Origin of the sequence: Pandoraea morbifera (genome assembly GCF_902459575.1) — a bacterium.
Taxonomy (GTDB): Bacteria; Pseudomonadota; Gammaproteobacteria; order Burkholderiales; family Burkholderiaceae; genus Pandoraea; species Pandoraea morbifera.
On sequence record NZ_CABPSD010000002.1, the window covers coordinates 531,788 to 556,177 of the forward strand.

The 24,390-nt window shown below is 65.6% G+C and carries 23 protein-coding genes; 16 read left to right on the top strand and 7 right to left on the bottom strand.

The genetic code is table 11. The features are described 5' to 3' along the window. Positions 1–83 precede the first annotated feature (83 nt). The 4 genes from PMO31116_RS05890 to PMO31116_RS05905 all read right to left on the bottom strand — a co-directional run bounded on the left by PMO31116_RS05890 (position 84) and on the right by PMO31116_RS05905 (position 4,696). Complete coding sequence (locus PMO31116_RS05890; RefSeq protein ID WP_150565885.1) at positions 84–1,091, bottom strand: PhaM family polyhydroxyalkanoate granule multifunctional regulatory protein; 1,008 nt, start codon at positions 1,089–1,091, stop codon at positions 84–86. Positions 1,092–1,315: 224 nt separating this feature from the next. Beyond that, positions 1,316–2,137, bottom strand: coding sequence for an enoyl-CoA hydratase/isomerase family protein (locus PMO31116_RS05895; RefSeq protein ID WP_150565886.1), 822 nt, complete (start codon positions 2,135–2,137; stop codon positions 1,316–1,318). Positions 2,138–2,285: 148 nt separating this feature from the next. Next, positions 2,286–3,437: an ABC transporter substrate-binding protein gene (locus PMO31116_RS05900; RefSeq protein ID WP_141570669.1), complete on the bottom strand. Its 1,152-nt coding sequence runs from the start codon at positions 3,435–3,437 to the stop codon at positions 2,286–2,288. 272 nt (positions 3,438–3,709) lie between these two features. Next, complete coding sequence (locus PMO31116_RS05905; protein ID WP_150565887.1) at positions 3,710–4,696, bottom strand: fumarylacetoacetate hydrolase family protein; 987 nt, start codon at positions 4,694–4,696, stop codon at positions 3,710–3,712. Between the two features lie 226 nt (positions 4,697–4,922). On the opposite strand from PMO31116_RS05905, the gene PMO31116_RS05910 reads away from it, so the two are divergent. The 4 genes from PMO31116_RS05910 to PMO31116_RS05925 all read left to right on the top strand — a co-directional run bounded on the left by PMO31116_RS05910 (position 4,923) and on the right by PMO31116_RS05925 (position 8,502). After that, positions 4,923–5,774 (top strand): IclR family transcriptional regulator, encoded by an 852-nt coding sequence (locus PMO31116_RS05910; RefSeq protein ID WP_150565888.1) that lies wholly within the window; start codon positions 4,923–4,925, stop codon positions 5,772–5,774. A gap of 293 nt (positions 5,775–6,067) precedes the next feature. Further along, positions 6,068–7,060 carry a DUF3108 domain-containing protein gene (locus PMO31116_RS05915; protein WP_174970886.1) on the top strand — a complete coding sequence of 331 codons (993 nt, stop codon included), beginning with the start codon at positions 6,068–6,070 and terminating at the stop codon, positions 7,058–7,060. A gap of 204 nt (positions 7,061–7,264) precedes the next feature. Beyond that, positions 7,265–8,059: a 3-oxoadipate enol-lactonase gene (gene pcaD / locus PMO31116_RS05920; RefSeq protein WP_150565890.1), complete on the top strand. Its 795-nt coding sequence runs from the start codon at positions 7,265–7,267 to the stop codon at positions 8,057–8,059. Positions 8,060–8,244: 185 nt separating this feature from the next. Beyond that, positions 8,245–8,502 (top strand): BTH_I0359 family protein, encoded by a 258-nt coding sequence (locus PMO31116_RS05925; protein WP_023597881.1) that lies wholly within the window; start codon positions 8,245–8,247, stop codon positions 8,500–8,502. An 89-nt stretch (positions 8,503–8,591) separates the two neighbouring features. On the opposite strand, the gene PMO31116_RS05930 is transcribed toward PMO31116_RS05925, so the two are convergent. Then, a complete protein-coding gene (locus PMO31116_RS05930; protein WP_023597882.1) occupies positions 8,592–8,984 on the bottom strand; it encodes a rhodanese-like domain-containing protein in 393 nt (130 codons plus the stop codon). Between the two features lie 100 nt (positions 8,985–9,084). Between PMO31116_RS05930 and PMO31116_RS05935 the strand changes: the two genes are divergently transcribed. The 4 genes from PMO31116_RS05935 (at position 9,085) to PMO31116_RS05950 (ending at position 14,474) form a co-directional block, all read left to right on the top strand. Further along, positions 9,085–10,161 (top strand): homocysteine S-methyltransferase family protein, encoded by a 1,077-nt coding sequence (locus PMO31116_RS05935; protein WP_150565891.1) that lies wholly within the window; start codon positions 9,085–9,087, stop codon positions 10,159–10,161. A gap of 126 nt (positions 10,162–10,287) precedes the next feature. Further along, on the top strand, positions 10,288–13,020 hold the full coding sequence (gene metH / locus PMO31116_RS05940; protein WP_150565892.1) for a methionine synthase: 2,733 nt from the start codon (positions 10,288–10,290) through the stop codon (positions 13,018–13,020). 275 nt (positions 13,021–13,295) lie between these two features. After that, positions 13,296–14,006 carry an MgtC/SapB family protein gene (locus PMO31116_RS05945; RefSeq protein WP_150565950.1) on the top strand — a complete coding sequence of 237 codons (711 nt, stop codon included), beginning with the start codon at positions 13,296–13,298 and terminating at the stop codon, positions 14,004–14,006. Between the two features lie 144 nt (positions 14,007–14,150). Further along, a complete protein-coding gene (locus PMO31116_RS05950; RefSeq protein WP_150565893.1) occupies positions 14,151–14,474 on the top strand; it encodes a hypothetical protein in 324 nt (107 codons plus the stop codon). A 199-nt stretch (positions 14,475–14,673) separates the two neighbouring features. Here the strand turns inward: PMO31116_RS05950 and PMO31116_RS05955 are convergent, their stop codons facing one another. Beyond that, positions 14,674–15,000, bottom strand: coding sequence for a DUF1840 domain-containing protein (locus tag PMO31116_RS05955; protein WP_023597887.1), 327 nt, complete (start codon positions 14,998–15,000; stop codon positions 14,674–14,676). Positions 15,001–15,161: 161 nt separating this feature from the next. Here PMO31116_RS05955 and argS point away from each other — a divergent pair, with 161 nt between their 5' ends. From argS to PMO31116_RS05985, 6 genes are all read left to right on the top strand, one after another. Beyond that, positions 15,162–16,925 carry an arginine--tRNA ligase gene (gene argS, locus PMO31116_RS05960; RefSeq protein WP_150565894.1) on the top strand — a complete coding sequence of 588 codons (1,764 nt, stop codon included), beginning with the start codon at positions 15,162–15,164 and terminating at the stop codon, positions 16,923–16,925. A gap of 61 nt (positions 16,926–16,986) precedes the next feature. Then, positions 16,987–17,676, top strand: a complete 690-nt coding sequence (locus tag PMO31116_RS05965; RefSeq protein ID WP_150565895.1) for an SPOR domain-containing protein — start codon at positions 16,987–16,989, stop codon at positions 17,674–17,676. Positions 17,677–17,943: 267 nt separating this feature from the next. Continuing rightward, positions 17,944–18,645, top strand: a complete 702-nt coding sequence (locus PMO31116_RS05970) for a thiol:disulfide interchange protein DsbA/DsbL (RefSeq protein ID WP_023597890.1) — start codon at positions 17,944–17,946, stop codon at positions 18,643–18,645. Between the two features lie 46 nt (positions 18,646–18,691). After that, entirely contained in the window at positions 18,692–19,576 is an 885-nt protein-coding gene (locus PMO31116_RS05975; protein WP_246185154.1) for an SDR family oxidoreductase, read from the top strand. A gap of 192 nt (positions 19,577–19,768) precedes the next feature. Beyond that, positions 19,769–20,392, top strand: coding sequence for a hypothetical protein (locus PMO31116_RS05980; RefSeq protein WP_150565896.1), 624 nt, complete (start codon positions 19,769–19,771; stop codon positions 20,390–20,392). 240 nt (positions 20,393–20,632) lie between these two features. Then, positions 20,633–21,952 carry an MFS transporter gene (locus PMO31116_RS05985; protein WP_150565897.1) on the top strand — a complete coding sequence of 440 codons (1,320 nt, stop codon included), beginning with the start codon at positions 20,633–20,635 and terminating at the stop codon, positions 21,950–21,952. A gap of 81 nt (positions 21,953–22,033) precedes the next feature. Here PMO31116_RS05985 and PMO31116_RS05990 read toward each other — a convergent pair whose 3' ends face one another. After that, positions 22,034–23,116, bottom strand: a complete 1,083-nt coding sequence (locus PMO31116_RS05990; protein WP_150565898.1) for an MBL fold metallo-hydrolase — start codon at positions 23,114–23,116, stop codon at positions 22,034–22,036. Between the two features lie 130 nt (positions 23,117–23,246). Between PMO31116_RS05990 and PMO31116_RS05995 the strand changes: the two genes are divergently transcribed. Then, positions 23,247–23,681 (top strand): MerR family transcriptional regulator, encoded by a 435-nt coding sequence (locus PMO31116_RS05995; RefSeq protein WP_150565899.1) that lies wholly within the window; start codon positions 23,247–23,249, stop codon positions 23,679–23,681. Positions 23,682–23,898: 217 nt separating this feature from the next. Then, complete coding sequence (locus PMO31116_RS06000) at positions 23,899–24,384, top strand: PaaI family thioesterase (protein WP_150565900.1); 486 nt, start codon at positions 23,899–23,901, stop codon at positions 24,382–24,384. The last annotated feature ends 6 nt before the right edge of the window (positions 24,385–24,390 follow it).

Below are 24,390 nucleotides of genomic sequence, written 5' to 3' on the forward strand. Positions count from 1 at the left end.
CAAGGTGGGCGGTGGCCGTGCGGCGATGAGCGGCGGCGACACGCGTCTTCGTGCGTCACGGCCTGTGATCGCGCCCGTCGGCGTCACCACTTCCACGCCGCCTGCTTGCCGGGCGCCCTAGCAGGCCCCCCCTCCGACGCCGTCGAGGCGCCGGTGGCTTTCGCCGTCCTTGCCGACGCGCTGGTCGATGTCTTCGCGGCGGTCCTGGCCGTGGCCGACTTCGCGGGCGTCTTCTTGTCGGCGGGCGCGCGCTTGACCGCCGTTTTCGTCGCGGCCTTCCCGGCAGCAGTCCCCGCCGCCTTGCCTGCCGCGCCCGTCTTGCCGGTGGCCTTCGACGCCTTCGACGCCTTGGCCGCACCGGGGCGCGACGTCGTCGCCTGATTCGACTGGTTCGTCTGATTCGCCTTGGCAGCCGCGTCGGACATTTGCGCCGCGGCCGCTTCCGTCATTTGCGCAGCCGACAGGCCGGCGGCCTGCGCCGCCGCGGCAATCTGATCGAACTGCGCCCGCATGGCGTTGAACCAGAGCGACGGATCGAGCGCGCCATAGGCGTTACCGGCCTGCGCAAACGGCGGTGCCGCGCCGTCGACCTGGGGCGACGCCTCCTGCGAAGCGGCCGGCGGCTCAGGCTCCGGCTCCGGCTCCGGCTCGGCGGCGGCCGGCGACGACGCCTCCCCGTCCTGCGCGGCTGCCGTCGCACCAAACGGGGAGCGCCAGAAGTCGCCCACGCCCGTTTGCCCGAAGGGTGGCGTGGGCGCCTCTGCGCCTTGTGCCGAACGTGCGGCGTCGCCGGCATCGCTCGACGCGCCGAAGCTTCCCGTGCCGAACGCGCGCAGCGTGGCGTAGGTCGCGCGCTGCACCTCGAACGCCTGGATCGTCGAGCGCAGCACGTTCAGATTCAGCGTGAGCCACTGCTCGACGGCGCGCATTTCGGCAATGCGATTCTCGATCTCGTTCGGATCGAGCAACGGTGCGGCGCTCTGCATCAGCTGCGTGAGCGGTGAAGTGAAGGTCGCGGGCGGGCTGAACGCCTCCCACATCTTCTTGAGTATGTCGAAGCCATTGGGCATGGCACTCGTCGAATCGCTCATTACAGTCTCCAGTCGTGGTCCGGGACGGACGGCCTGCCGGGAAACGCCGCCGCGGCGCCGTCAAAAGGCCAGCGATGGCCGTGACGTTCCGGCGAAATCCATGCCCAATCGGGGTTCACTGCGGACAATGTGCCCGTGGCCTGCCCGCTCACCGGCACGCCATGCGCATCGAGGCCCGAGGGGCGCTTGTACCGATCATACGCCCAGCCTGCGCCCTTGGTGTGTCAGAACGGCGCGTCGCCCTTGTAGTCCGGTGCGCGGCGCTCGCGCAGCGACGCGATGCCCTCGCGAACGTCCGGCCCGGCGAAGCCCATGAATTCCAGCGCGAGCGACGCATCGAACGACGGCCCCGCGCTGCGCAGCCAGTTGTTGAGCGCGTACTTGGTCCACCGGATGGCGGTCGTCGAACCGCTGGCGAGCTTGTCCGCCACCTCGAACGCCTTGGGCAGCAGGTCGGCCTCGTCGACCGCGAGCGAGACGAGGCCGATGCGCTCGGCTTCCTCGCCTGACACCGGCTCGCACAGCAACAGGTAGTACTTCGCCTTCGCCATGCCGCACAACAGCGGCCAGACGATGGCCGCATGATCGCCGGCGGCCACCCCCAGGCGCGTGTGGCCGTCGATGATGCGCGCATTCTTCGCCGCGATCGAAATGTCCGCCAGCAGCCCGGCAACCAGGCCCGCGCCCACGGCCGGGCCGTGCATGGCCGAGACGATCGGCTTGCTGCAATTGATCACGTTGTAGACAAGATCGCGCGCCTCGCGCCACACGCGCGCGCGCACCGCGAAGTCGTCCGCCATGTCCTCGACGAGCGAGAGATCGCCACCGCCGGAGAATCCCTTGCCCTCGCCGCGAATCACGACGGCGCGCGTTTGCGCGTCGCGGTCGATGTCACGCCACACGTCGGCCAGCTCCTGATGCATGCGATGGTCGGCCGTCGACAGGCCGCTCTTGTTCGCACCGGCGCCCATGATCAGCTCGAGCACGCCGTTCGGATGCCGCTTGAATTGCAGCGACTGATAGTGTTGATAGGGGTCTTGCGACATGGATTACCGCTCCAAAAAAATATCCCCGCACAGGCGGGGATGGGAAACGGCGGTGCCGGACAATGCCGACACCGCCGACGGTCAACAGGTCGATGCGAGCGCCGTCGGGTCGCTCACACGCATGAAGGGTCCTGGGGCGTCGGGCCGCTTACGGCGCAATCACCCATTTGCCGTTTTCGATCTTCACCATCACGCGGGCACGCTGGTCGAGGCCGAGGTGATCCGTCGCACTCATGTTGATCACGCCGTTCGACACGTGCACGTTCTTGCTGCTCTCGATCGCGTCGCGCAGCGCCTTGCGGAATTCCGGCGTGCCCGGCTTGGCCGTCTTGAGCGCGATCGGAATCGCGCGCTGGAGCAGAATGCCGGCATCCCAGGCATACGAGCCGAAGGCCGCCACCTTGCCCGGGCCATACTTGGCGTCGAACTTCTTGATGTAGTCGAGCGCCACGGCCTTGGCCGGATGGTCGTTGGGCAACTGCGACGCCACGAGCACCGGGCTGGCCGGCAGGTACGTGTTGTTGCAGTCCTTGCCGCACACGCGCAGGAAGTCGTTATTGCCCACGCCGTGGTTGTGATACACGATGCCCTTGTAACCGCGCTCGGCGAGCGCCTTCGGCGGCAGCGCGGCCGGGGTGCCGGCGGCGCCCACCACCACGGCGTCGGGGTTCGTCGCCATGATTTTCAGGATCTGTCCGGTCACACTCGGATCGGTGCGCGCGAAGCGCTCGCTCGCCACCATCTTGATCTTGTGCAGCCCGGCAAACTTCGCCACTTCTTCGTAGAACGCCTCGCCCAGCGCGTCGCCCTGGCCGATGAACGCCATCGTCTTCACGCCGTGACGGCTCGCATGCTCCGCGATTGCCGATGCCATCTGCGCGTCGGTCTGCGGCGTCTTGAACATCCAGTAGCGCTTGGCGTCCACCGGCTCGATGATGCGCGCGGACGACGCCAGCGAGATCGTCGGCGTGGTGCCTGCGGCGATCACGTCGAGCATGGCCAGCGTGTTCGGCGTGATCGACGAGCCGATAATGGCGTCGACGTGGTTCTCGGAAATGAGCTTCTTGGTGTTCTGGACGGCCGTCGTGGTATCCGACGCGTCGTCGAGCACGATGTAATCGACCTTCTGCCCGCCGATTTCAGTCGGCAGCATGGCAATGGTGTCGCGCGCGGGAAGGCCGAGCGAGGCGGCGGGGCCGGTAAGCGAGATGCTCACGCCGATCTTGACCTGAGCGGCGGCGCCGCCGGCCAGCGCCAGCAACATCGCACCCAACAAGACAGTGCGCACGGGGTTTCGCATGGAAAATCTCCTGGTCTGGCCTGCGCTGCTTTTTTCTATCCGCAGGACTCCCGGAATGGGTGCCTCGCGTCGCGCCGGCAAAAATTAGGGCCGGCTCGCCCGCTAGGGGGGCGAACCGACTCAAGGAGACAAAGAATAGCGGAGCCGGAATTGCCCGCCATATCCGGGTTCACCCTATGGATACCACGCCCCGTGCGACGCAAACGCTCGCCGCGCGCGCGATGCCGGGGCTCGCACGGCGCGAACGCGCGACGTGGTGAACGCGTTGTTCGTTATTCGTCGAGCGGCGCGACCGCCTGGTCGATGGCGCCGAAGATCGATTTGCCCTGCGCGTCGAACATCTCGATGCGAACGCGATCGCCATAGCGCATGAATTCCGTCTCCGGGGCGCCCTTGTCGATCGTCTCCAGCATGCGCTTCTCGGCAATGCAAGCACTGCCGCGACTGCGATCCTTGTTCGAGATGGTGCCCGAGCCGACGATAGTGCCCGCGCGCACGTTGCGTGTCCTGCACACGTGGGCCACGAGCTGACCGAAATCGAAGACCATGTCCTCGCCGCACTCCGGCGCACCAAACTTCCTGTCGTTCCACTTCACCGTGAGAGGACGATGCACGCGTCCGTCGCGCCAGGCGTCGCCGAGTTCGTCGGGCGTGATCGCCACCGGCGAGAAGCTGCTCGCCGGCTTGCTCTGGAAGAAGCCGAAGCCCTTGGCCAGTTCGGCCGGGATCAGGTTGCGCAGGCTTACGTCGTTGACCAGCATGAGCAGACGCACGCCCTCGAGGGCACGCGCGGGGCTCGCACCCATGGGCACGTCCGAGGTCACCACCGCGACCTCGGCCTCGAAGTCGATGCCGAAGTCTTCCGACGCGCACACGATGTCGTCGGTCGGACCGAGGAAGTCGTCGCTGCCGCCCTGATACATGAGCGGATCGGTCCAGAACTCGGGCGGCATTTCCGCACCGCGCGCCTTGCGCACCAGCTCGACATGATTCACGTAGGCCGAACCGTCGGCCCACTGATACGCCCGCGGCAACGGCGCCATGCACTCGGCCGGGTCGAACGCGAAGCTGTTGCGCGCGCGATGATGATTGAGCTCGGTGTAAAGCGTTTGCAGTTGCGGCGCGTAAAAGGTCCAGTCGTCGAGCACGCGTTGCAGCGTGGGGGCGATGGCATCGGCAATGCAGGCGGTCGACAGGTCGCGCGAGACGACGATCAACTGGCCGTCACGGGTGCCGTCCTTACGAGTGGCAAGTTTCATGTGTGGGAGTCTGCGGGCGATCTCGGGCCCGATAGAATGGCGCTTGAAGCGCACGATTCTACCTGAGCGTCCTGACGCCCTGACGCCCTGACGCCCTGACGCCCCTAACGGCGACCCACGTCGCGACGACGACGGCAGTCCGCGGCGAGCGACGAACGCCGCCGAAGGAAAATGACGAAGCCGAAGACGCTTTCGCACACGACGTACACGAGAACAACGGAGACACATGACAGCGCCTGACAAAGACAACAAGCTCGATCAAGACGACACCGCGCCCGACGAGGAGAAGACCCGCTCGGGTATTCAGTCCATCGAGGTCGGCTTCCGACTCATCGAAGTCCTCACCGAGGCGTCGAACGCGATGATGCTGCGCGATCTCGCCCACGCTGCGGGCATGAATCCCGCCAAGGCGCACCGCTATCTCGTGAGTTTCCAGCGGCTGGGGCTCATCGTGCAGGATCCCGTGAGCGGCCGTTACGACCTCGGCCCCTTCACGCTGCGCATGGGCCTCGCCCATCTCGCGCGCATCGACGCCTTCAAGGCCGCCCGGTTCGCCCTGTCCGAACTGCGTGACGCCATCGATCAGACGGTCGGTCTCGCCGTCTGGGGAAACCAGGGACCGACCGTCGTGCACTGGCTGGAGTCGACGTTCCCGATGCGCGTGCCACTGCGTCTGGGCGACGTGATGCCGATGCTCGAATCGGCGGCCGGACGCCTTTTCGCCGCCTACCTGCCGGCGCGTCAGACGGCCCCGCTCATCGACGCCGCCCTGACCGCCCTGCAGCACGCCTCGCGCCACCACCTGCCGGCCACGCGCGAGCAATACGAAGCAGTGCTCGACGACGTGCGCGCTCACCGCGCGGCGCGCGTGGAAGGCACGGTGCTGCCGTCCGTCAACGCGTTCTGCATGCCGGTGTTCGACGCCACCGGGCAGCTCGTCATGGGGCTCATGGCGCTCGGCCCGGAAAGCCGCTTCGACGCGAGTTGGGGCGGACCGATCGACACCGCCTTGCGCACCCTGGCGCAAAAGCTCTCGGCGGATCTGGGCCATGCGCAGGCGCCCGGCCACCGGCCCTGATCCGCATGGTCGCGGCGCGGCATGAACGGCGGTGAGCGAGAAGTGTCGAACCGACTTCATCGCAATGTGAGATGCTGACGCTCTGACGTTCCGGCTCTCCGATTCCCGTGTCTTCGCGCGACCCACGCCTTTCTGGCCCCTCCCGTTCCGATCACTCCGATCCCCCCGGACGCTCCCGCAATGCGGCGCCGGGCGAGACCCGGTCCGGCGCGTGGCCGCCTGGCGGGCGCAGGCCATGGCTCGTCCGGACGGGCGTGCTCGCGGCGGTGCTCGTCGTGCACGGACTCCTCGCGATGTGGGTCGCCCTGCATCGCACGCCGCTCGACGACACGCCGACCCCCGTGATTCCAATCACGCTGATTCCGCTCAAACCGGTCGCGCCCCCCACCCCTGAGGCCCCGTCGCCACCGCCCCCGAAGCCGACGAAGCCCCCCGTGCGCAAGCCTGCGGCCAGGCCGGCCGCCGCCCCGTCGCGGCCCGACACGCTCGCGGCGCCCGCCACGGCCGATACGCCGGGTCCACAGGCGGCCTCCGAGACCGTCGCCGGCACCGGTGACACCCCGGATGCGGCGGCGAGCGACGCGGCGGCGCAAGCGCCGCCCGGACCGCCGCTCACGGCCGCCGCGGCCAATGGCGACAAGTTCGATCCGCCACCGTCCACCACGCTGACTTACGACGCGCTCATGAACGGTGTGCGCAACCAGACCGGCCAGCTGCAATGGGTGAACGAGAACGGGCACTACCGCCTGCGCATTGCCGTGCCCATCATCTTTTTCGGTACGTTCGAGTTCATCAGCGAAGGCGGCTTCGACGTGAATGGCATCGCGCCGTCCCGTTACGTGGAAAAGCGCGGGCGGCGGGCCGAGTACGTCACCGATTTCCTTCGCGAAGGCGCCCCGACGCTGACATTCTCGCGCTCGGGCCAATCGGCGCCGCTCGCGCCCGGCGCCCAGGACCGTTTCAGCGTGATGATGCAACTGGCGAGCTACGCGCGGGGCAACCCCGAACGCTACACACAGGTGGGCGTCACGCATGAGTTCACTGTGGTCGACACCGACAGCAGCGAAGTGTGGCCGGTGCAGTACGTGGGCAGCGAGACGCTGACCACACCGCAGGGGTATGTCGAGACGCGCCACTTCACGCGCTTGCCGCGCAAGGCGGGCGACGAGCGGCGCGTCGACATCTGGCTCGCGCCGTCGCTCGACTGGATGCCGGTGCGCGTGAAGCAGACCGAGCCGTCGGGCAACGAATTCGAGTTGATATTCACCCAGAAATCGCCGTCCTGAATTCCTTCGATTGTCGAGCGAATCATCGCAGCCCCGGCACGGACCCCACGCAGACACCGCGATCATGCGGCCGCCCGGCGAAGTGTTGCCCCACTACTACGAATCGCGCTGCACAAGTTACGTGTTCCTGACATAATCGGAAACATCCCAGTGCATCGACGCCACTTCGCCAATGTATCGACGAAATTCGGGAGGCCGGACAACATGAAAGTCAGTGCCAACGGAGCATCGCTGCATTACGTAGTGGACGGCCATGGTCCCTGGCTGACGCTGGCGCACCCGTTGGGTGCGGACCTGACGGTCTGGGACGATCTGGTGCCCGATCTGGCGGCTCACTTCCGAGTACTGCGATACGACAGCCGCGGCCACGGACGCAGCGACGTGCCCCATGGGCCCTACTCCGTCAAGCAGTTGGCCGCGGACGCCACGGCACTGCTCAGTTCGCTGGAAATCCCCCGCACCCACTTCGTGGGTATTTCGATGGGCGGCGCAGTCGCCCAGCAGGTCGCCCTAGACGCCCCCGAGCGTATCACCAGCCTCACGCTGATCGACACCACCGCCGGCTACGACGAGGCCGACGCCAAACGCTTTCGAGAGCGCGCCTCGCAAGCTCGCGACGATGGCATGAAGGCGCTGGCGGACGACACGCTGGGCCGTTGGTTGAGCGCGGGTTTCCGCAAGCGTCATCCGCATCGCGCCGAGCGGATTCGGGCACTGGTGGCCGGCGCCCATCCGGAGGGTTTTGCCGCCGCGTGCGAAGCGCTCGCCGAGTTCGACGTGCGATCGAGGTTGCACGAAATCGAGGCACCGACGCTGGTGCTAGTAGGGGAAAACGATCCCTCCACGCCGCCACCTGTCGCGCAGCGCATTGCCGACGGGATCGCCGGCGCCCGTCTGGTGGTCGTGCCCGACGCCGCGCATCTGTCGATCGTCGAGCAGAAACAGTTCGTAACCAATGCCCTTGCAACGTTTTTGCAGGGGGCCGCCTCTAACGTATGAACCCTGCAGAATGCGGGACCTGAAGCGGGACCTTTGACCAAGGAGGGCCGAAACCATTGAATTCGCCATTGAATTCGTCAGCCGGTGTGCCGATAAGCGAATCATGGGGCACTGCCTCTTGAAATCGCGCCGCGTCGCCCCTATGTGGGTACCAAGGACCATGCAGGAACACCAGGAGAGTTGCCATGCTCATGATTTACAACAGCCCGAATTACTGTGTCGTTGAGTTTGCCGCGGATAACGGCAATCACTCGCTGTCTGCCGGTGGCTATGAAATCGTGGACAAGACCGCTGGCCGCGAGATCTTTCTCGACGGCACGCTTGCCCGGCAATTCCGTGAAGAGGTGCAGAAGTTGATTGCCACCGAGCCTTCCGAAGACGAAGTCGACGAATTCCTCGGACAGTTCGACACCTTCATGACGAACCCGGTCGTGCTCCACTGACGTCGGCACCGCAAGCGGTGTAGCCACACAAAAACCCTCGCCACGGCGAGGGTTTTTTCATGGCATCAGGGCTTGACCTCGTGTCAGGCTCAGCACTGCTCCCAGGGCAAGCCCTCGAAGCGCCAGCCATTCACGGCGTTGCGGTGGTGAGTGGCGTCCAGATCGCCTTCGAAGCCGTGCAGCACACCGTAGACGTTCAGAAAACCCGCGGCCTCCAGCGCTTCGCCCGCCGCCGTGCTGCGATTCCCGCTGCGGCAGATCAGCAGCACCGGACGGTCGCCCCCCGCGCCCGCAAGCTTGCGCACGCTTTGGACAAAATGCGGGTTGATCTCCCAGTCGGGACCGTCGTTCCAGGCGACGTGGATGGCGCCCGCCGGATGCCCGACGAACAGGTATTCCATCTCGCTGCGGCAGTCGACGAACAGCGCGTTGGCGTTGGCTTGCAGAAACTGGTGGGCAGCGCCCGGCAGAAGGAATTCCATATCGTTGTCGAAATAGTGGGAAACGGCGCGTCTCGCGGGCGATTGCCGCCAAAACCATTACAATTATAGGTTTTCCGGCCACTCCAAGGCGACGTCCGTCATGACCACCGCAACCCCACCCGCCGCAAACGCCACGCCATCCACGCGCGCCTATACGCGTGGGCAGGCGCTGCCTGCGCTGCTCGAGTCGCGCATCCTGATTCTGGACGGCGCGATGGGGACCATGATCCAGCAATACAAGCTGGGCGAGGCCGAGTATCGCGGCGAGCGTTTTGCCGACTTCGCGCACGACGTCAAAGGCAACAACGAACTGCTCTCGCTGACCCGACCGGACGTGATCAGCGAGATCCACCGCAAGTATCTGGCAGCGGGCGCCGACATCATCGAGACGAACACCTTCGGCGCGACCACGATCGCCCAGAGTGACTATCACATGGAAGCGCTGGCCGACGAGATGAACCGGGAGTCCGCGCGGCTCGCGCGTGAGGCGTGCAATGCCTTCAGCACGCCCGACAAGCCGCGTTTCGCCGCCGGCGCCATCGGCCCGACACCCAAGACCGCGAGCATCAGCCCCGACGTGAACGATCCCGGTGCGCGCAACGTCGACTTCGACCAGTTGCGCGAGGCATATTACGCGCAGGCCAAATCGCTGCTCGACGGCGGTGTCGACCTGTTTCTCGTCGAGACCATCTTCGACACGCTCAACGCCAAGGCCGCGCTCTTCGCCATCGACGAACTGTTCGAAGACACCGGCGAGCTGCTGCCGATCATGATCTCGGGCACGGTGACCGACGCGTCCGGACGCATTCTGTCCGGCCAGACGGTCGAGGCGTTCTGGAACTCGCTGCGTCACGCCCGGCCGCTCACATTCGGCCTGAACTGCGCGCTGGGTGCAACGCTGATGCGCCCTTACATCGCCGAGCTGGCGAAGCTCTGCAACACCTACGTCTCGGTCTATCCGAACGCCGGCCTGCCCAATCCGATGAGCGACACCGGCTTCGACGAGACGCCCGACGTGACGTCCGGCCTGCTCAGGGAGTTTGCCCAGGCCGGGTTGGTGAATCTGGCAGGCGGTTGTTGTGGCACGACGCCGGAGCATATCGCCGAGATCGCCAAGGCGCTGGCCGACGTGAAGCCGCGCCGCTGGCCGTCGCAATACCGCAGCGCCGACGCCTGAGCGCCGCCCCGCCGTCGCCGGCGTGTCCGGCGACGGCACGTCCGATAGATCGACAGGTCTGAAAGCAAGACACCCGGCGCGTCGCCCCGAAGCCGCGATGCGCCACCCACTGAACGGATCCGCCCCATGAGCCAAACGTCCCTCGTACCGCCGATGCGCCTGTCCGGCCTCGAGCCTTTCAACATCGGCGAAGGCACGCTGTTCGTGAACGTCGGCGAGCGCACCAATGTCACGGGCTCGAAAGCGTTCGCGCGCATGATTCTGAACGGCCAGTTCGACGAAGCGCTCGCGGTCGCCCGCCAGCAGGTCGAGAACGGCGCGCAGGTCATCGACATCAACATGGACGAGGCCATGCTCGACTCGAAGGCGGCAATGGTTCGCTTCATGAACCTGATCGCCTCCGAGCCGGACATCGCGCGCGTGCCGATCATGATCGATTCGTCGAAGTGGGAAGTGATCGAGGCGGGCCTGAAGTGCGTGCAGGGCAAGGCAATCGTCAACTCGATCTCGCTCAAGGAAGGCAAGGACGCGTTCGTGCAACATGCCAAGCGCATCCGCCGCTACGGCGCCGCCGCGGTGGTCATGGCCTTCGACGAACAGGGACAGGCCGATACCTACCAGCGCAAGATCGAGATCTGCGAGCGCAGCTACCGCGTACTCGTCGACGAAGTGGGCTTCCCCCCCGAGGACATCATCTTCGACCCCAATATCTTCGCGGTTGCGACCGGCATCGAGGAACACAACAACTACGCGGTCGACTTCATCAACGCCACGCGCTGGATCAAGCAGCACCTGCCCGGCGCAAAGATCAGCGGCGGCGTGTCGAACGTGTCGTTCTCATTTCGCGGCAACGACATCGTTCGCGAGGCGATCCACACCGTGTTCCTGTACCACGCGATTCAGGCGGGCATGGACATGGGCATCGTCAACGCCGGCCAGCTCGGCGTGTACGAGAATCTCGATCCCGAACTGCGCGAGCGCGTGGAAGACGTGGTACTCAACCGGCGCGACGACAGCACCGAGCGTCTGCTGGAAATCGCCGACCGCTTCAAGGGCGGGGCGCAAAAGCGTGAGGAAAACCTGGAGTGGCGCAACCAGCCGGTCGAGGCGCGTCTGTCGCACGCGCTGGTGCACGGTATCACCACGTTCATCGTGGAAGACACCGAGGAAGTGCGCCAGAAGATCGCCGCGGCGGGCGGGCGTCCGATTCAGGTCATCGAAGGCCCGCTCATGGACGGCATGAATGTCGTGGGCGATCTGTTCGGCGCGGGCAAGATGTTCCTGCCGCAGGTTGTGAAGAGCGCGCGCGTGATGAAGCAGGCCGTCGCGCATCTGGTACCGTTCATCGAGGAAGAAAAGGCACGCATGGCGGCCGCCGGCGAGGATGTGCGCTCCAAGGGCAAGATCGTGATCGCCACGGTCAAGGGGGACGTGCACGATATCGGCAAGAACATCGTCACGGTGGTGCTCCAGTGCAACAACTTCGAGGTCGTCAACATGGGCGTGATGGTGCCCTGCGCCGAGATCCTCGCCAAGGCGAAGGAAGAAGGCGCCGACATCATCGGCCTGTCAGGCCTCATCACGCCCAGCCTCGAGGAAATGGCCTACGTGGCCTCGGAAATGCAGCGCGATGACTATTTCCGGCTGCGTAACATCCCGTTGCTCATTGGCGGCGCCACGACATCGCGCGTGCATACGGCCGTGAAGATCGCACCGAATTACGACGGCCCGGTGATCTACGTGCCCGACGCCTCGCGTTCGGTCTCGGTGGCATCGAACCTGCTCTCCGACGACGCCGCCGAGCGGTATCTGGAAGAGGTGAAGACGGATTACGAACGCGTGCGCGCCCAACACGCCAACCGCAAGGCCACGCCAATGGTGTCGCTCGCCACCGCGCGCGAGAACAAGTTCAAGGTCGACTGGTCGTCCTACGTGCCGCCGAGGCCCAAGTTCATCGGCCGGCGCGTGTTCAAGAACTACGACCTCGCCGAGCTGGCGGACTTCATCGATTGGGGCCCCTTCTTCCAGACGTGGGATCTCGCCGGACCGTTCCCCGCGATTCTGAACGACGAGATCGTCGGCGAATCGGCGCAGCGCGTGTTCGCCGACGGCAAGGACATGCTCGATCGCCTGATCAAGGGTCGCTGGCTCACCGCCAACGGCGTGATCGCCATGCTGCCCGCGAACGTGGTGAACGACGACGACATCGAGATCTACACCGACGAATCTCGCACGGAAGTCGCTTTCACGTGGCACAACCTGCGCCAGCAAAGCGAGCGCCCGGTGGTCGACGGCGTGCGTCGCCCGAACCGGTCGCTGGCCGACTTCGTCGCGCCGAAGGACAGCGGCGTGGCCGACTACATCGGCGTGTTCGCGGTGACGGCAGGCCTCGGCGTGGACGCCAGGGAGGCGGGGTTCCTCGCCACCCACGACGACTACAGCGCGATCATGCTCAAGGCGCTGGCGGATCGTCTGGCCGAAGCCTTCGCCGAATGCATGCACGCCCGTGTGCGCCGCGACTTCTGGGGCTACGCGAGCGACGAAAAACTCGATAACGACGCCCTAATCAAGGAGCAATACGTCGGCATTCGTCCGGCACCGGGGTACCCGGCGTGTCCGGAGCACTCGGTGAAAGGGCCGATGTTCCACTACCTCCAGGCACACGAGATCGGCATGAGCGTGACGGAATCGCTGGCCATGTTGCCCGCGGCGAGCGTATCCGGCTTCTACCTGTCGCACCCGGACAGCACGTACTTCAGCGTCGGCAAGATCGGCCCCGATCAGGTCGAAGACTTCATGGAACGCACGGGCGTGGACGAGGCGACGGCACGACGTCTGCTCGCGCCGCAACTGTCGTGACCAAGATCGCGGAACCCATGTCCTCTTGCATGCCCCCGCGCCTGCCGTAACGCATTTCGTCACGAACTGGAGGCATAATTGCGGCGGCTCCTCGGGTCGCCGCTTTCCTCTGCGCGATGGCCCGTGGTGCCATGCTGTTCCCTGTTGTACCCCTGTTGTGCCCCTGTTGTGCACGACGCGCAGGCCTTGCGCGCCCGAGCGCGCCTCGACCTGCGCTTGCGCTTGTTCCGACCTCCCTCGCCTGCCGGCGCCGACCGAGACGTTCCATGCACGCACTGCAAAGCCTCCAGAATTTCCAGCTCCTGCCGTTGCTCAACACGGCCATCTCCCTGTTCGTGGCCTTCGTGCTCGGCACGATCATCGGCGTGGAGCGGCAAGTCCGCCAGCGCACGGCCGGTCTGCGCACCAACGTGCTGGTCGCCGTGGGCGCCGCCGCCTTCGTCGACCTCTCGATGCGACTCATGCCAGGCGACACTCGCGTGATCGCCTACGTCGTTTCGGGGGTGGGTTTCCTCGGGGCGGGTGCCATCATGAAAGACGGCGCGTCCGTGCGCGGCCTGAACACGGCGGCCACGCTGTGGGGCTCGGCAGCCGTGGGCGCCGCCGCGGGCGCGAGCCTGATCGTCGAAGCGGTCGTGGTCGCGGCATTCGTGCTCGCGGCCAACACGCTGCTGCGACCGGTCGTCAACCGCATCAACCGGGCGCCGATCAACGAAGCCACGTCCGAAGCGACCTACGCGCTGTCGGTCATCTGCGCGCGCACCGTCCAGCGCGATGTGCTCGACAAGGTCGAAGCGTGGCTCGAAGCCTCGAATTACCCGGTGCGTGCGCTGGACATCCACCCATTCGGCGAATCCGAAGTCGAAATCGAGGCACTGCTGCTGCCGACCGCCGTCAAGGCCGGCGAACTCGACGCACTGACCGATCACCTCGAAACCTTGCCCGGCGTGAATCAGGTCTTCTGGTCAAGTCGTTCGGATGACTAACCGATAAAGCCGAATTACAATCCATTACAAAGGCTTACAGCACCATTGCACGCGACTTCTTAGACTGGAATCTCACTAACGCAAGTGATGCCTGCACGACAGACGTTCCTTAGGTGTGCAGCGCAAAGTAAAGGAGTCCATCTGATGAAGAAGCTGATTATTTCGGTTGCCGCCCTGACCCTCGCCGGCGCTTCGGCGCTGAGTTTCGCCCAAGGCTCGGCAGGCGGCGGCGCGGCCGGGCCCGGCGGCGGCACGACGACCGATCCGTCGGTGCCGATGCCCAGCCAGGCCTCGCCGACTTCGCCGCAGACCCCCACGCCCGGCGCCCAGACCATGACGCCGTCGAACCCGCACCCGACGTCGAAGACGCAAAAGCCGCATCACAGTACCAAGAAGACGCCGAACAACGGCAATACCGGCAACGGCAGCACCAACGCGCCGGATAATGCACCGGGCAAGGCGCAGTAATCCACGCCTGGCCTGACCCCACAGGAAGCGGTGCCGCCGCTGCTCAGCCCCTCCCCCTCGCCCGGGGCGGCCCCTTCCTGATATCGGCAAAAAAAAGCAGGCGCGCACATTGCGGCCTGCTTTTTCGATTTTTGCTGTCCGAAACGCATCGGGCGAGACCGCCTCGCTCCCCGTTGGCCCGGGGGCAAGTTCCGGCGGCTTAACGCTCGCTCGTCTCCCACGTCACCGCGCAGCCTTCGTTCTTCGCTTCGCGCAACATGTTGAGCAGCGGATAGGCGCGTTGCGCCAGACGAACGCGATCGTTCTCGTCACGCTCTTCCGACTTCTTCCCTTCGTTCTGCTTCTGTTCCACGGCCTTGTCTTCGGCAATGGCGGCCTCGAGCTTCTTGACGGCGGCGTCCGTTTCGTCGTCGCCGATCGCACCCCTTACGCCCACCTGTTTGCCGACGATTCCCAGCAAATACTGCGCCAGATTTTCCAGCATCGTGATGTTTGGCGAGGCGTGCGACTTGAACGTTACCAGCATGGTTGGCTCCCTATTCGAGTTATCACCACCCCCGTCCCCGACATGTCACGCAACGAGGGGACCGGCGGGTACCGTGACTTCATCATACACCTGTTAAAATCCGGTGCTGACGATTCAATTGCCTGTCCGGACACGTCCGGGCGCACCCGAAACACCCGCCAATGCTACCCGCCCAAAAGAATGCTCTCGTCGCGCTGATCGGCGATGTCGTCGCCGGCCTGATGCCCGCGGACGGTACCGCGCCCGCCGCGCCCACGATCTCGCTCGAACGCCCGAAAGTCGCCGCGCACGGCGACCTGTCCTGCAACGTCGCGATGCAGCTTGCCAAGCCGCTGCGCGCCAACCCGCGCGAACTGGCGCAGAAGATCGCCGACGCGATCCTCGCCGACGCGCGTGCCAAAGGTCTGGTGGACGCCGTCGAGATCGCCGGTCCCGGCTTCATCAACCTGCGTCTGGCCAACACGGCCAAGCAGTCGGTCGCCCGCGCGATCCTGACCGAAGGCGCGGCCTTCGGCCGACGCGCCGCCGAAGGCAATGCCGCCCCGGTGCTCGTGGAGTTCGTCTCGGCCAACCCGACCGGTCCGCTGCACGTGGGTCACGGCCGACAGGCCGCGCTCGGCGACACGATCTCGGCGCTGCTCGATACGCAGGGCCGCCCGGTGCATCGCGAGTTCTACTACAACGATGCGGGCGTGCAGATCCAGACGCTCGCCACGTCGGTGCAGGCCCGGGCCCGCGGCCTGAAGCCGGGCGACGCCGAGTGGCCCGAGTCCGCCTACAACGGCGACTATATCGGCGACATCGCGCAGGACTTCCTCGCGCGCAAGACCGTCCAGGCCTCCGACGGCGCCCCCGTCACCGGCAGCGGCGACATCGGTGACATCGACTCGATCCGCGCATTCGCCGTGGCGTACCTGCGTCGCGAGCAGGATATCGATCTGCAGACGTTCGGCGTGATCTTCGATCAGTACTATCTCGAATCGTCGCTGTACGCGGACGGCAGCGTCGAGCGCACGGTGCAGGCACTCGTCGACGCCGGCGTGACGTACGAACAGGAAGGCGCGCTCTGGCTGCGCACGACCGATTACGGCGACGACAAGGACCGCGTGATGCGCAAGTCCGACGGCACCTACACGTACTTCGTGCCGGACGTCGCCTATCACACGCGCAAGTGGGAGCGAGGCTTCCATCAGGTCATCAACGTGCAGGGCTCCGACCACCACGGCACCATCGCCCGCGTGCGGGCCGGCCTGCAGGCGCTGGGCATCGGCATTCCGAAGGGCTATCCCGACTACGTGCTGCACAAGATGGTCACCGTCATGCGCAACGGCGAAGAGGTGAAGATCTCCAAGCGTGCAGGCAGCTACGTGACCGTGCGCGACCTGATCGAGTGGTCGGGCGGCATCACGGCCGAAACGCCGGTCACGGACCCGGTCCAGCGTGAAGACGCGCTGCGCCGTGGCCGCGACGCCGTGCGCTTTTTCCTGATTTCGCGCAAGGCCGATACCGAATTCGTGTTCGATGTGGACCTCGCGCTGAAGCAGAACGACGAGAACCCCGTGTACTACGTGCAGTATGCGCACGCCCGCATCTGCTCGATCCTCACGCAATGGGGTGGCGACGAAGCGCAACTCGCGCACGCCGACCTCGCCCCGCTCGACAGCGAACGCGCACTCGCGCTGCTGCAACTGCTGGCCGAGTATCCGGACATGCTCACGCGCGCCGCCGAGGAACTTGCGCCGCATGCCGTGGCCTTCTATCTGCGGGATCTGGCAAGCGCGTTCCATTCGTTCTACAACGCCGATCGCGTGCTGGTCGACGACGAAACCGTCAAGCATGCGCGACTCGCGTTGCTGGCGGCCACGCGTCAGGTGCTGCGCAACGGTCTTGCCGTGCTGGGCGTGTCCGCCCCGGCCAAGATGTAAGCTTTCCAACCCACTCCGAACGGCAATCGCATCGGAACTCTGTAAGGACGGACTCGACTCGATGGCAAACAAACGTCGACCACCCCGCCAACGGGGCGGTACTTTCCTGGGCATCGTGCTCGGCCTGATCGTCGGGCTGGCCGTTGCCGTCGTCGTCGCGCTCTACATCACGAAGACGCCAACCCCGTTCGTCGAAAAGACGCCGCCGCGCCCCGCCGAGAATTCGCCGGCCGCACAGGCGCCGGATCCGAACAAGTCGTTGCAGCCGCGCACGCCGCTGCCGGGCGCCGCTTCGGGTCCCGCGGCGACGGAGCCGTCCCCGCAGGCCACCTCGCCGCTCGTGCCAGGCACGCCGGTGGAGCCGACCACGCCGCCGGTGGCCTCATCGCCCACCGCGCCGGCCACCTCGCCCGCTCACACGAAACCGTCGCCGGCGGACATCCTCAACGGCAAGTCGACGGTGCCCGTCGCTCCGCCGACCACGCCGCCGGCGAGCGCGACCGACAACGCCAACACCGGCTACTACCTGCAGGTCGGGGCGTTCAAGTCGCAAAACGACGCGGAGCAACTGCGCGCCAAGCTGGCCCTCTCGGGCTTCGAGGCGAAGGTCACGCAGCGCGACGCGAACGGTCTCACGCTCTATCGCGTGCGCCTCGGTCCGTACGGCAAGCTCGACGAGATGAATCACGTGCGTCAGCGGTTGCAGGACGGCGGCTACGACACGGCGGTAATTCGCTTCACGAAGCAGTAAGCGCCCCGTGGCAAAAGGCGTTGCGCCGAAAGGGCAACGCCTTTTGCGTCTCTTCCCATTGCCCCATTCAATCCCACGCCGGCTGAGCAGAATGTTGAAAAACGCTGCATTATTCGGGGGGAACCGGTGTCGGCGGCGTGTTGAACCCGGCAGTGCATCGACTGTCATACGCACTGGCGATTCAATTGCCTGACTTCGGGATATGGTTTCGCGGGAACGCCACGCAAACGATGGCTGGCGCGTCCGCCTCACTCCTCAATAACGATCATGAAAAAACTTCTTGGTGCCGTTCTGATTTCTTTCGGTTTCCTCTCCGGTGCGGCCTCGGCGTCGCCCGAAGCACCGGTCGCGGGGACCGACTACCTGGTGTTGCCGCAGGCACAGCCGACGTCGTCGGGCCCGGGCAAGATCGAGGTGACGGAGTTCTTCTGGTACGGCTGCCCGCACTGCAATGCGCTGGAGCCATCGCTCGAAGCGTGGGTCAAGAAGCAAGGCAAGGATGTCGTGTTCAAGCGCGTACCGGTGGCCTTCCAGAGCCGCTTCGAGCCGCACACGCGCATGTTCATCGCGCTGACCGCGCTGGGCAAGGAAGCCGAGCTCACGCCGAAGGTCTTCAATGAGATCCACGTCAAGCACAACTATCTGCTGACGAAGGATACGCAGGCCGATTTCCTCTCGAAGTTCGGCATCGACAAGGCCGCCTACGGCGCCGCGTACGACGCTGCCGGCAAGCCGGCCATGGCGCGCAAGGAATCCCCGGTGGAAATCGCCAACAAGACGTGGCAGGACTACAAGATCGACGGCGTGCCGACGATTGCGATCCAGGGCAAGTATCTCGTTTCGCCGGCAACCTCGGGCGACGCATTGCAAAAGGCCGGCAAGCCGGCGACCACCGAGCAGCAAACGTTCGATGCGGCGTTGAAGACGGCCGACTCGATCATCAATCAGATCCGCGCGAAGAAGATGTAAGCTTCGCCGCCGACAAAGCCCGGCTCCGGCCGGGCTTTTGCGTTACATGGTCACACATACGACATCACCGAAGGTCTTTATTACCGGTGCCTCGAGCGGATTGGGCGAGGCGCTCGCACGTCATTACGCGGCGCAGGGCGCCATTCTCGGCCTGGTCGGGCGTCGCGGCGACAAGCTCACCGATCTGGCGGCCACGCTGCCGCATCCGCACGCCGTGCATTGCTACGCCGTCGACGTGCGCGATGCGCTGGCGCTGCGGGCGGCGGCGGACGACTTCATGGCGCGCCACGGGGTACCCGATATCGTCATTGCGAACGCGGGCATCAGCCACGGCGTGAATACGGAAGATGCAGCGGATCTGCCGCATTTCGCCTCCGTCATGGACACCAACTGGATGGCCATGGTCGCTACCTTCAGCCCGTTCGTGGCACCCATGCGCGCGCGCAAACGCGGCACGCTCGTGGGAATCGGCAGCGTGGCGGGAGTGCGCGGTCTGCCGGGTCATGGCGCTTACAGCGCCTCCAAGGCGGCGGCGATGACCTACCTTGAGAGCCTGCGCGTGGAACTGCGGGCCGACAAGGTCGCGGTGGTCACGATCGCGCCAGGGTACATTCGCACGCCGATGACCGACGGCAATCCGTTTCCGATGCCCTTCCTGATGGATGCGGACAAGTTCGCGCGAAAGGCCGCGGCGGCGATCGCGCGCGGCCGGCGCTTCGTCGTGCTGCCCTGGCCGATGGGTTTCGTGGCCTGCGCGATGCGACACCTGCCGCGCTGGCTCTATGACAGGCTTTTCGCGCGGGCGCCGCGCAAGCCGACGATGTCGCAACGCCAGGCGCGCGAGGCCGAGGCGCTTAAGGCGGACGGCCCGCAACAGGCCATGAAGGACACGAAGGACGACACAACCGGCAAGACGTCCGGCACGCCTTAGGGCGACGCGCCCCGAGCCCGGGCGCGTCATCGCGGTGCGCCGTGCGTCATCTGCCTAATCTGCTTCACCCGCGACGCCCGCCGCCGTCGCGCCGAGACTCCATTCGGACATCCCCCAAAATGCGCCGCGACCGCGCGGGATGCCGGGCATTGCGCGTTAGAGTGCCTCGCTCCGCTCACCCTGCGATGTCCCATGAACGCCCTGTCCCTGCAAGGCGCACCGCGCGCTTGCCCTCCGCGCGGCGTCACCCTCGTCTCGTCCGAGCCTCTTTGCCAGGTCATCACCGGCATTCGCCCCGTCTCGAACGCGGTCTCGCACTTGCGCGTCATCGTGAAAGCGAGCGTCGGCAAGTGCTACCGCGCACTGCGCTGGCTCGAATCTCTCGCCGCACTCGCGGCACTCGCGGCACTCGCCGGATGTGCGGCACTGGATGCCGGCAACTGGCAAGTGTTCGGCGCGCCGGGCGCCTACGTAAGCCCGCCGCCAGCCGTTGTCGCACCGACGCCCCTGATCGTGACACCGCCGCCGCGCATCGTCACGCCGGCGCCCACCCTCATCACGCCGCCCGCCGCCATCATCGCCCCGCCGCCCGTGGTGGTCGCCCCGGTGACGCCGCCGTACGTCGTGGTGCCGCCGTGGTTGCCGCGCAGCTCGCGTGACGCCGCCCACTTTCTGCGTGAGCGCTGCTACCGGCAGAAAGGCGGGTGCTACACCACGGAGCATCGGGGTGGCTACGTGTTCGACCCCTATACCGGCGCGTGGGACTGGGTCGACCAGCGGCACTATCGCTGGAAAGGGCATCGGAAACGACGCTAGAGCAGCAGGTTTGTCAGCGGTGCAGTGTTCCATGCGGAAAATCCGCTGTTCGACGCAAGATCCTGCGATATTTTTGACCCATTGTGGTGCATTCCAAACCTGCGCTAGAGTGGGCATGCAACTGGCATGAGGTATACACGACGTTAAACCGGCATTGCCGCCAAAGAGCGGACGCGTGTCGACGGCCCATGGCCGCGTACCGATCCGACTGCGGCAGGCCCAACCACGCAGGAGAGGCACATGCAGACAACCCCCACCGGCGCGCCGGCCATCGATCCTGCTCTGCGACGCAAGGCAGTGATCGGGTCCACGCTGGGCAATGCATTCGAATGGTTCGACTTCACGGTGTACGGGCTGTTTGCCGTTGTCATCGCGAAGCTGTTCTTCCCCGCGGAAAACGACACGAACTCGTTGCTTGCGAGCGTGGCCTCGCTCGGCGTGGCGTTCTTCTTCCGTCCCATTGGCGGGCTCGCGTTCGGTTTGTACGCCGACCGCGCCGGTCGCAAGTCCGCGCTCTCGGTCATGGTGTTGCTCATGGCGCTGGGCACGGGGCTCATCGGTATCGCGCCGACATACGCGACCATTGGCTTCGCGGCGCCGCTGCTGATCCTGCTCGCGCGCGTGATCCAGGGCTTTTCGGCCGGCGGGGAATTCGGCGGGTCGACGGCCATGCTCATCGAGTTTTCTCCGCCGCATCTGCGTGGCTTCTACGGCAGTTTCCAGATGTGCTCGCAGGCCCTTGCCGTGGCGCTCGCCGGGCTGTGCGCATATGTGCTCAACACGAGCCTCACGAAAGAAGCCCTCGAATCGTGGGGTTGGCGTCTGCCGTTCCTGTTCGGGATTCTGATCGGTCCGGTCGGTTTCTACATTCGTCGCCGCATGACCGAATCGCCGGAGTTCCTGGCGTACGCGGCCGCACGCGAGCCGACGCGTCGCACGCCGCTCACTGACGTGTTCTCCAGGCACTACCGCCCGCTCATCGCGGGCTTCGGCCTGACCGTGGCCGCGACCACGTCGTTCTACGTCACGCTCATTTACACGCCGATTTATGCCGTCAAGCAACTCGGCCTGACGCAGGGCGCCGCCAGCCTGTCGACGTTCGTCGCCGCCATGCTCATCGCGGCGCTGTGCCCGCTGACCGGGTGGATCTCGGATCGCGTGGGACGCAAGCCGCTGATCCTGATGTTCGTGCTGCTCTACGGCCTGACGTCGTTCTGGATGTTCACGCGCCTGCATAACGCGCCGTCGATGGGCAACCTTCTGCTTGCCCAGATTCTGCCTGCCGTGTGCATGGGTTTCGTATGGGGTGCGTTCCCGACGGCCGTCACGGAAGTGTTCCCGGTGGGCGTGCGCTCGACGGGCGTCTCGATCCTGTACAACGTCTCGGTGATGCTGTTCGGCGGCCTTGCCCCGTTCTGGATCACGTACATGATCAAGGCGACACAGAATCCGCTCGCGCCCGCGTATTACATTCTGCTCACCGTGGCGATCAGCCTGGTGACCTACGGCCTGCTCGGCCGCGACGGACGGCACCTGCCGGCGGCGGCACAACACGCCTGACACCGACGGCGTCACACCAGGCAAAAACGCCCCGCGGGCTTCGGCCTGCGGGGCGTTTTTGCTTTCGACTCGGCGCGGTAATCAGACCGGGCTGAAGCGCCAGACGCCCTTCTCGTCACGCGTGCGCCGGAGTTCACCGGCGTGCCACAAAAGATGCAGGTGTGCGAGCGCCTCGCCCATGGCGAAAGTCGTCTGGTGCGCGTCGAGCTTGCGGTGGAACATGATCGGCACGATGTCGCCGGCGCTTTGCGGCGCGCGCGCGCAGGCGTCGCGCACTTCCTGCAATCGCGCCGCGTGGTGGTCGCGCAATTGGTGAATGCGCGTGTGCAACCCGGTGAACGGCCTGCCGTGCGAGGGCAGTACCAGGCAATCGGCGGGCAGCTCGAGATAGACACCGAGCGAGTCGAGGAACAGTTGCAGCGAATTCGCCTCCGGCTCGATGTCGAACACACTCACGTTGGTCGAAATGCGCGGCAACACCATGTCCCCGGAGATCAGTACATTGTGCTGCGCCGAGTACAGCGCCATGTGCTCGGGCGAGTGTCCATAGCCGGCGATCAGCCGCCAGTCGTTGCCGCCGATGCGCAGCGTGCCGCCATCGCGCAGGCGATAGAAGCGCGACGGTACCTCCGGCACGAGATCGCTGAAGTAGGTCTTGCGGTTGCGGATCTGGTCGATCATCCGTTCGTCGGCCAGCCCGTGCGCGATGAAGTGCGCCACCGCGAATTCACCACCGGCGTTCGCGGCGTTGTTGTTGTCGCCCTCCGACATGAGACGCCCCCATGCGTAGTCGCCCAGCGACATGGCGAGCCGGGCGTCCCAGCGCGACTTGTCGCCGCCCTTGCAGATCCAGTGCGCGAGCCCCAGGTGATCGGGATGACAGTGCGTGACCACCACACGCAACACCGGCTCGCCGCCGAGCGCGCTGTCGAACACCTGCTCCCAATAGGCTTTGATCTGCGGATGGGTAATGCCGCAATCGACGATGGTCCAGCCTTTCACGCCGTCGACTTCGTCGCGCAACAGCCACAGGTTGATGTGGTCGAGCACGAACGGCAGCGGCATGCGCACCCAGAATACGCCGGGCACCACTTCGTGCACCGTGCCGCCGTCAGGCAGAAAGTCGCCAAGGGGATAGTTCAGTTGTTGTTCGAGGGCATTCACGGGGGGCCACGCTCCAGAAGGGCTTGTTCTCTCGTTGTGAGGTTGACGCCGTCACCGATTGCATACGGTGCAAGTTGACGCTAACGTAAACGGCAATTCTATCTGCAATGGTAAGCACCCGCTTAACCCGATGCTCACATACACGATCACCGATCTCGCCCGCGAGTTCGACATCACGCCCCGAGCGATCCGATTCTATGAGGATCAGGGGCTGCTCACACCCGCCCGGGAAGGCCCAGGTGGACGCCATCGCGTCTACACCGGGCAGGATCGCACGCGCCTGAAGCTCACGCTTCGCGGCAAACGCCTCGGCCTCACGCTCTCGGAAATCAAGACGATCCTCGATCTTTACGAGTCGCCCAAGGACACGGTGCCGCAGCTCAAGGTGTTCCTCGACACCCTCGCGCAGCATCGCGAGGTACTCGAGCAGCAGCTCGAAGATCTTCACGCCACGCTCGACGAAGTCTCGCAGCACGAAGCCCAGTGCCTCGCCCTGCTCGAAGCCGCGGGCGAGGCGGTGCCCACGACACCTGCCCGGCGCGGCAAGGCGAACGCCGCTCACTGAATCGGCCCGACCTGACGGCGCTCGCCCGGCGGCGCCGATCACGCAAGGCCCGCCAACATCTCGATGGCGAGCGTCGCCCGGCGCGGCGAGCCAGCCGCGGGGCGGCCACGCCGAATCCAGGAGACCCTCAGGAAACCCCTGACTTTACGTTTACGTAAACGTAAAGTAGTATCTCCGAACCTGGTACCCCGGCCCTTTCGACGCGCCCCTTCTGATCATGGCAAACGTCCCTGTCTCCCACGCCGCACCGCTCGACGACGCCGTCGCCGCGAAAATCCGCGCGAGCTTCGACCAACAGGGCGTCATGACGCATTGGGGCGCGCGCATTTCGCATCTGGCTGACGGTCACTGCGAGATCACGCTGCCCTTCTCCGACAGGGTCAATCAGCAGCACGGCTTCTTTCATGGCGGGGTCATCGGCGCGATCGCCGATTCGGCGGGCGGCTACGCCGGTTACACGCGCCTCTCGCCGGAGCAGGAGCTGGTCACGGCCGAATACAAATTGAACATTCTGGCGCCCGGCAGGGGGGATACACTGATCGGACGCGGTCAGGTCGTCAAAGCCGGACGCTCGCTCATCGTCACCACCGCCGAACTGTTCGTCATCGACGAAGGCCAGTGGACGCTTTGCGCACTGATGCAGCAAACGCTTTTCCCGCTGCCCGGGAACCCGGCAGCGAGAACGCCTGTCACGGCGCGCTGAGCCGCG

Coding starts and splice junctions, on each gene's coding strand:
- PMO31116_RS05970 (WP_023597890.1), top strand. CDS start 17,944: ATGAAAAAACTTCTTGGTGCCGTTCTGATTTCTTTCGGTTTCCTCTCC.
- PMO31116_RS05975 (WP_246185154.1), top strand. CDS start 18,692: ATGGTCACACATACGACATCACCGAAGGTCTTTATTACCGGTGCCTCG.
- metH (WP_150565892.1), top strand. CDS start 10,288: ATGAGCCAAACGTCCCTCGTACCGCCGATGCGCCTGTCCGGCCTCGAG.
- PMO31116_RS05935 (WP_150565891.1), top strand. CDS start 9,085: ATGACCACCGCAACCCCACCCGCCGCAAACGCCACGCCATCCACGCGC.
- PMO31116_RS05985 (WP_150565897.1), top strand. CDS start 20,633: ATGCAGACAACCCCCACCGGCGCGCCGGCCATCGATCCTGCTCTGCGA.
- PMO31116_RS05955 (WP_023597887.1), bottom strand. CDS start 15,000: ATGCTGGTAACGTTCAAGTCGCACGCCTCGCCAAACATCACGATGCTG.
- pcaD (WP_150565890.1), top strand. CDS start 7,265: ATGAAAGTCAGTGCCAACGGAGCATCGCTGCATTACGTAGTGGACGGC.
- PMO31116_RS05950 (WP_150565893.1), top strand. CDS start 14,151: ATGAAGAAGCTGATTATTTCGGTTGCCGCCCTGACCCTCGCCGGCGCT.
- argS (WP_150565894.1), top strand. CDS start 15,162: ATGCTACCCGCCCAAAAGAATGCTCTCGTCGCGCTGATCGGCGATGTC.
- PMO31116_RS05925 (WP_023597881.1), top strand. CDS start 8,245: ATGCTCATGATTTACAACAGCCCGAATTACTGTGTCGTTGAGTTTGCC.
- PMO31116_RS05895 (WP_150565886.1), bottom strand. CDS start 2,137: ATGTCGCAAGACCCCTATCAACACTATCAGTCGCTGCAATTCAAGCGG.
- PMO31116_RS05905 (WP_150565887.1), bottom strand. CDS start 4,696: ATGAAACTTGCCACTCGTAAGGACGGCACCCGTGACGGCCAGTTGATC.
- PMO31116_RS06000 (WP_150565900.1), top strand. CDS start 23,899: ATGGCAAACGTCCCTGTCTCCCACGCCGCACCGCTCGACGACGCCGTC.
- PMO31116_RS05890 (WP_150565885.1), bottom strand. CDS start 1,091: ATGAGCGATTCGACGAGTGCCATGCCCAATGGCTTCGACATACTCAAG.
- PMO31116_RS05910 (WP_150565888.1), top strand. CDS start 4,923: ATGACAGCGCCTGACAAAGACAACAAGCTCGATCAAGACGACACCGCG.
- PMO31116_RS05965 (WP_150565895.1), top strand. CDS start 16,987: ATGGCAAACAAACGTCGACCACCCCGCCAACGGGGCGGTACTTTCCTG.
- PMO31116_RS05930 (WP_023597882.1), bottom strand. CDS start 8,984: ATGGAATTCCTTCTGCCGGGCGCTGCCCACCAGTTTCTGCAAGCCAAC.
- PMO31116_RS05915 (WP_174970886.1), top strand. CDS start 6,068: ATGTGGGTCGCCCTGCATCGCACGCCGCTCGACGACACGCCGACCCCC.
- PMO31116_RS05980 (WP_150565896.1), top strand. CDS start 19,769: ATGAACGCCCTGTCCCTGCAAGGCGCACCGCGCGCTTGCCCTCCGCGC.
- PMO31116_RS05995 (WP_150565899.1), top strand. CDS start 23,247: ATGCTCACATACACGATCACCGATCTCGCCCGCGAGTTCGACATCACG.
- PMO31116_RS05900 (WP_141570669.1), bottom strand. CDS start 3,437: ATGCGAAACCCCGTGCGCACTGTCTTGTTGGGTGCGATGTTGCTGGCG.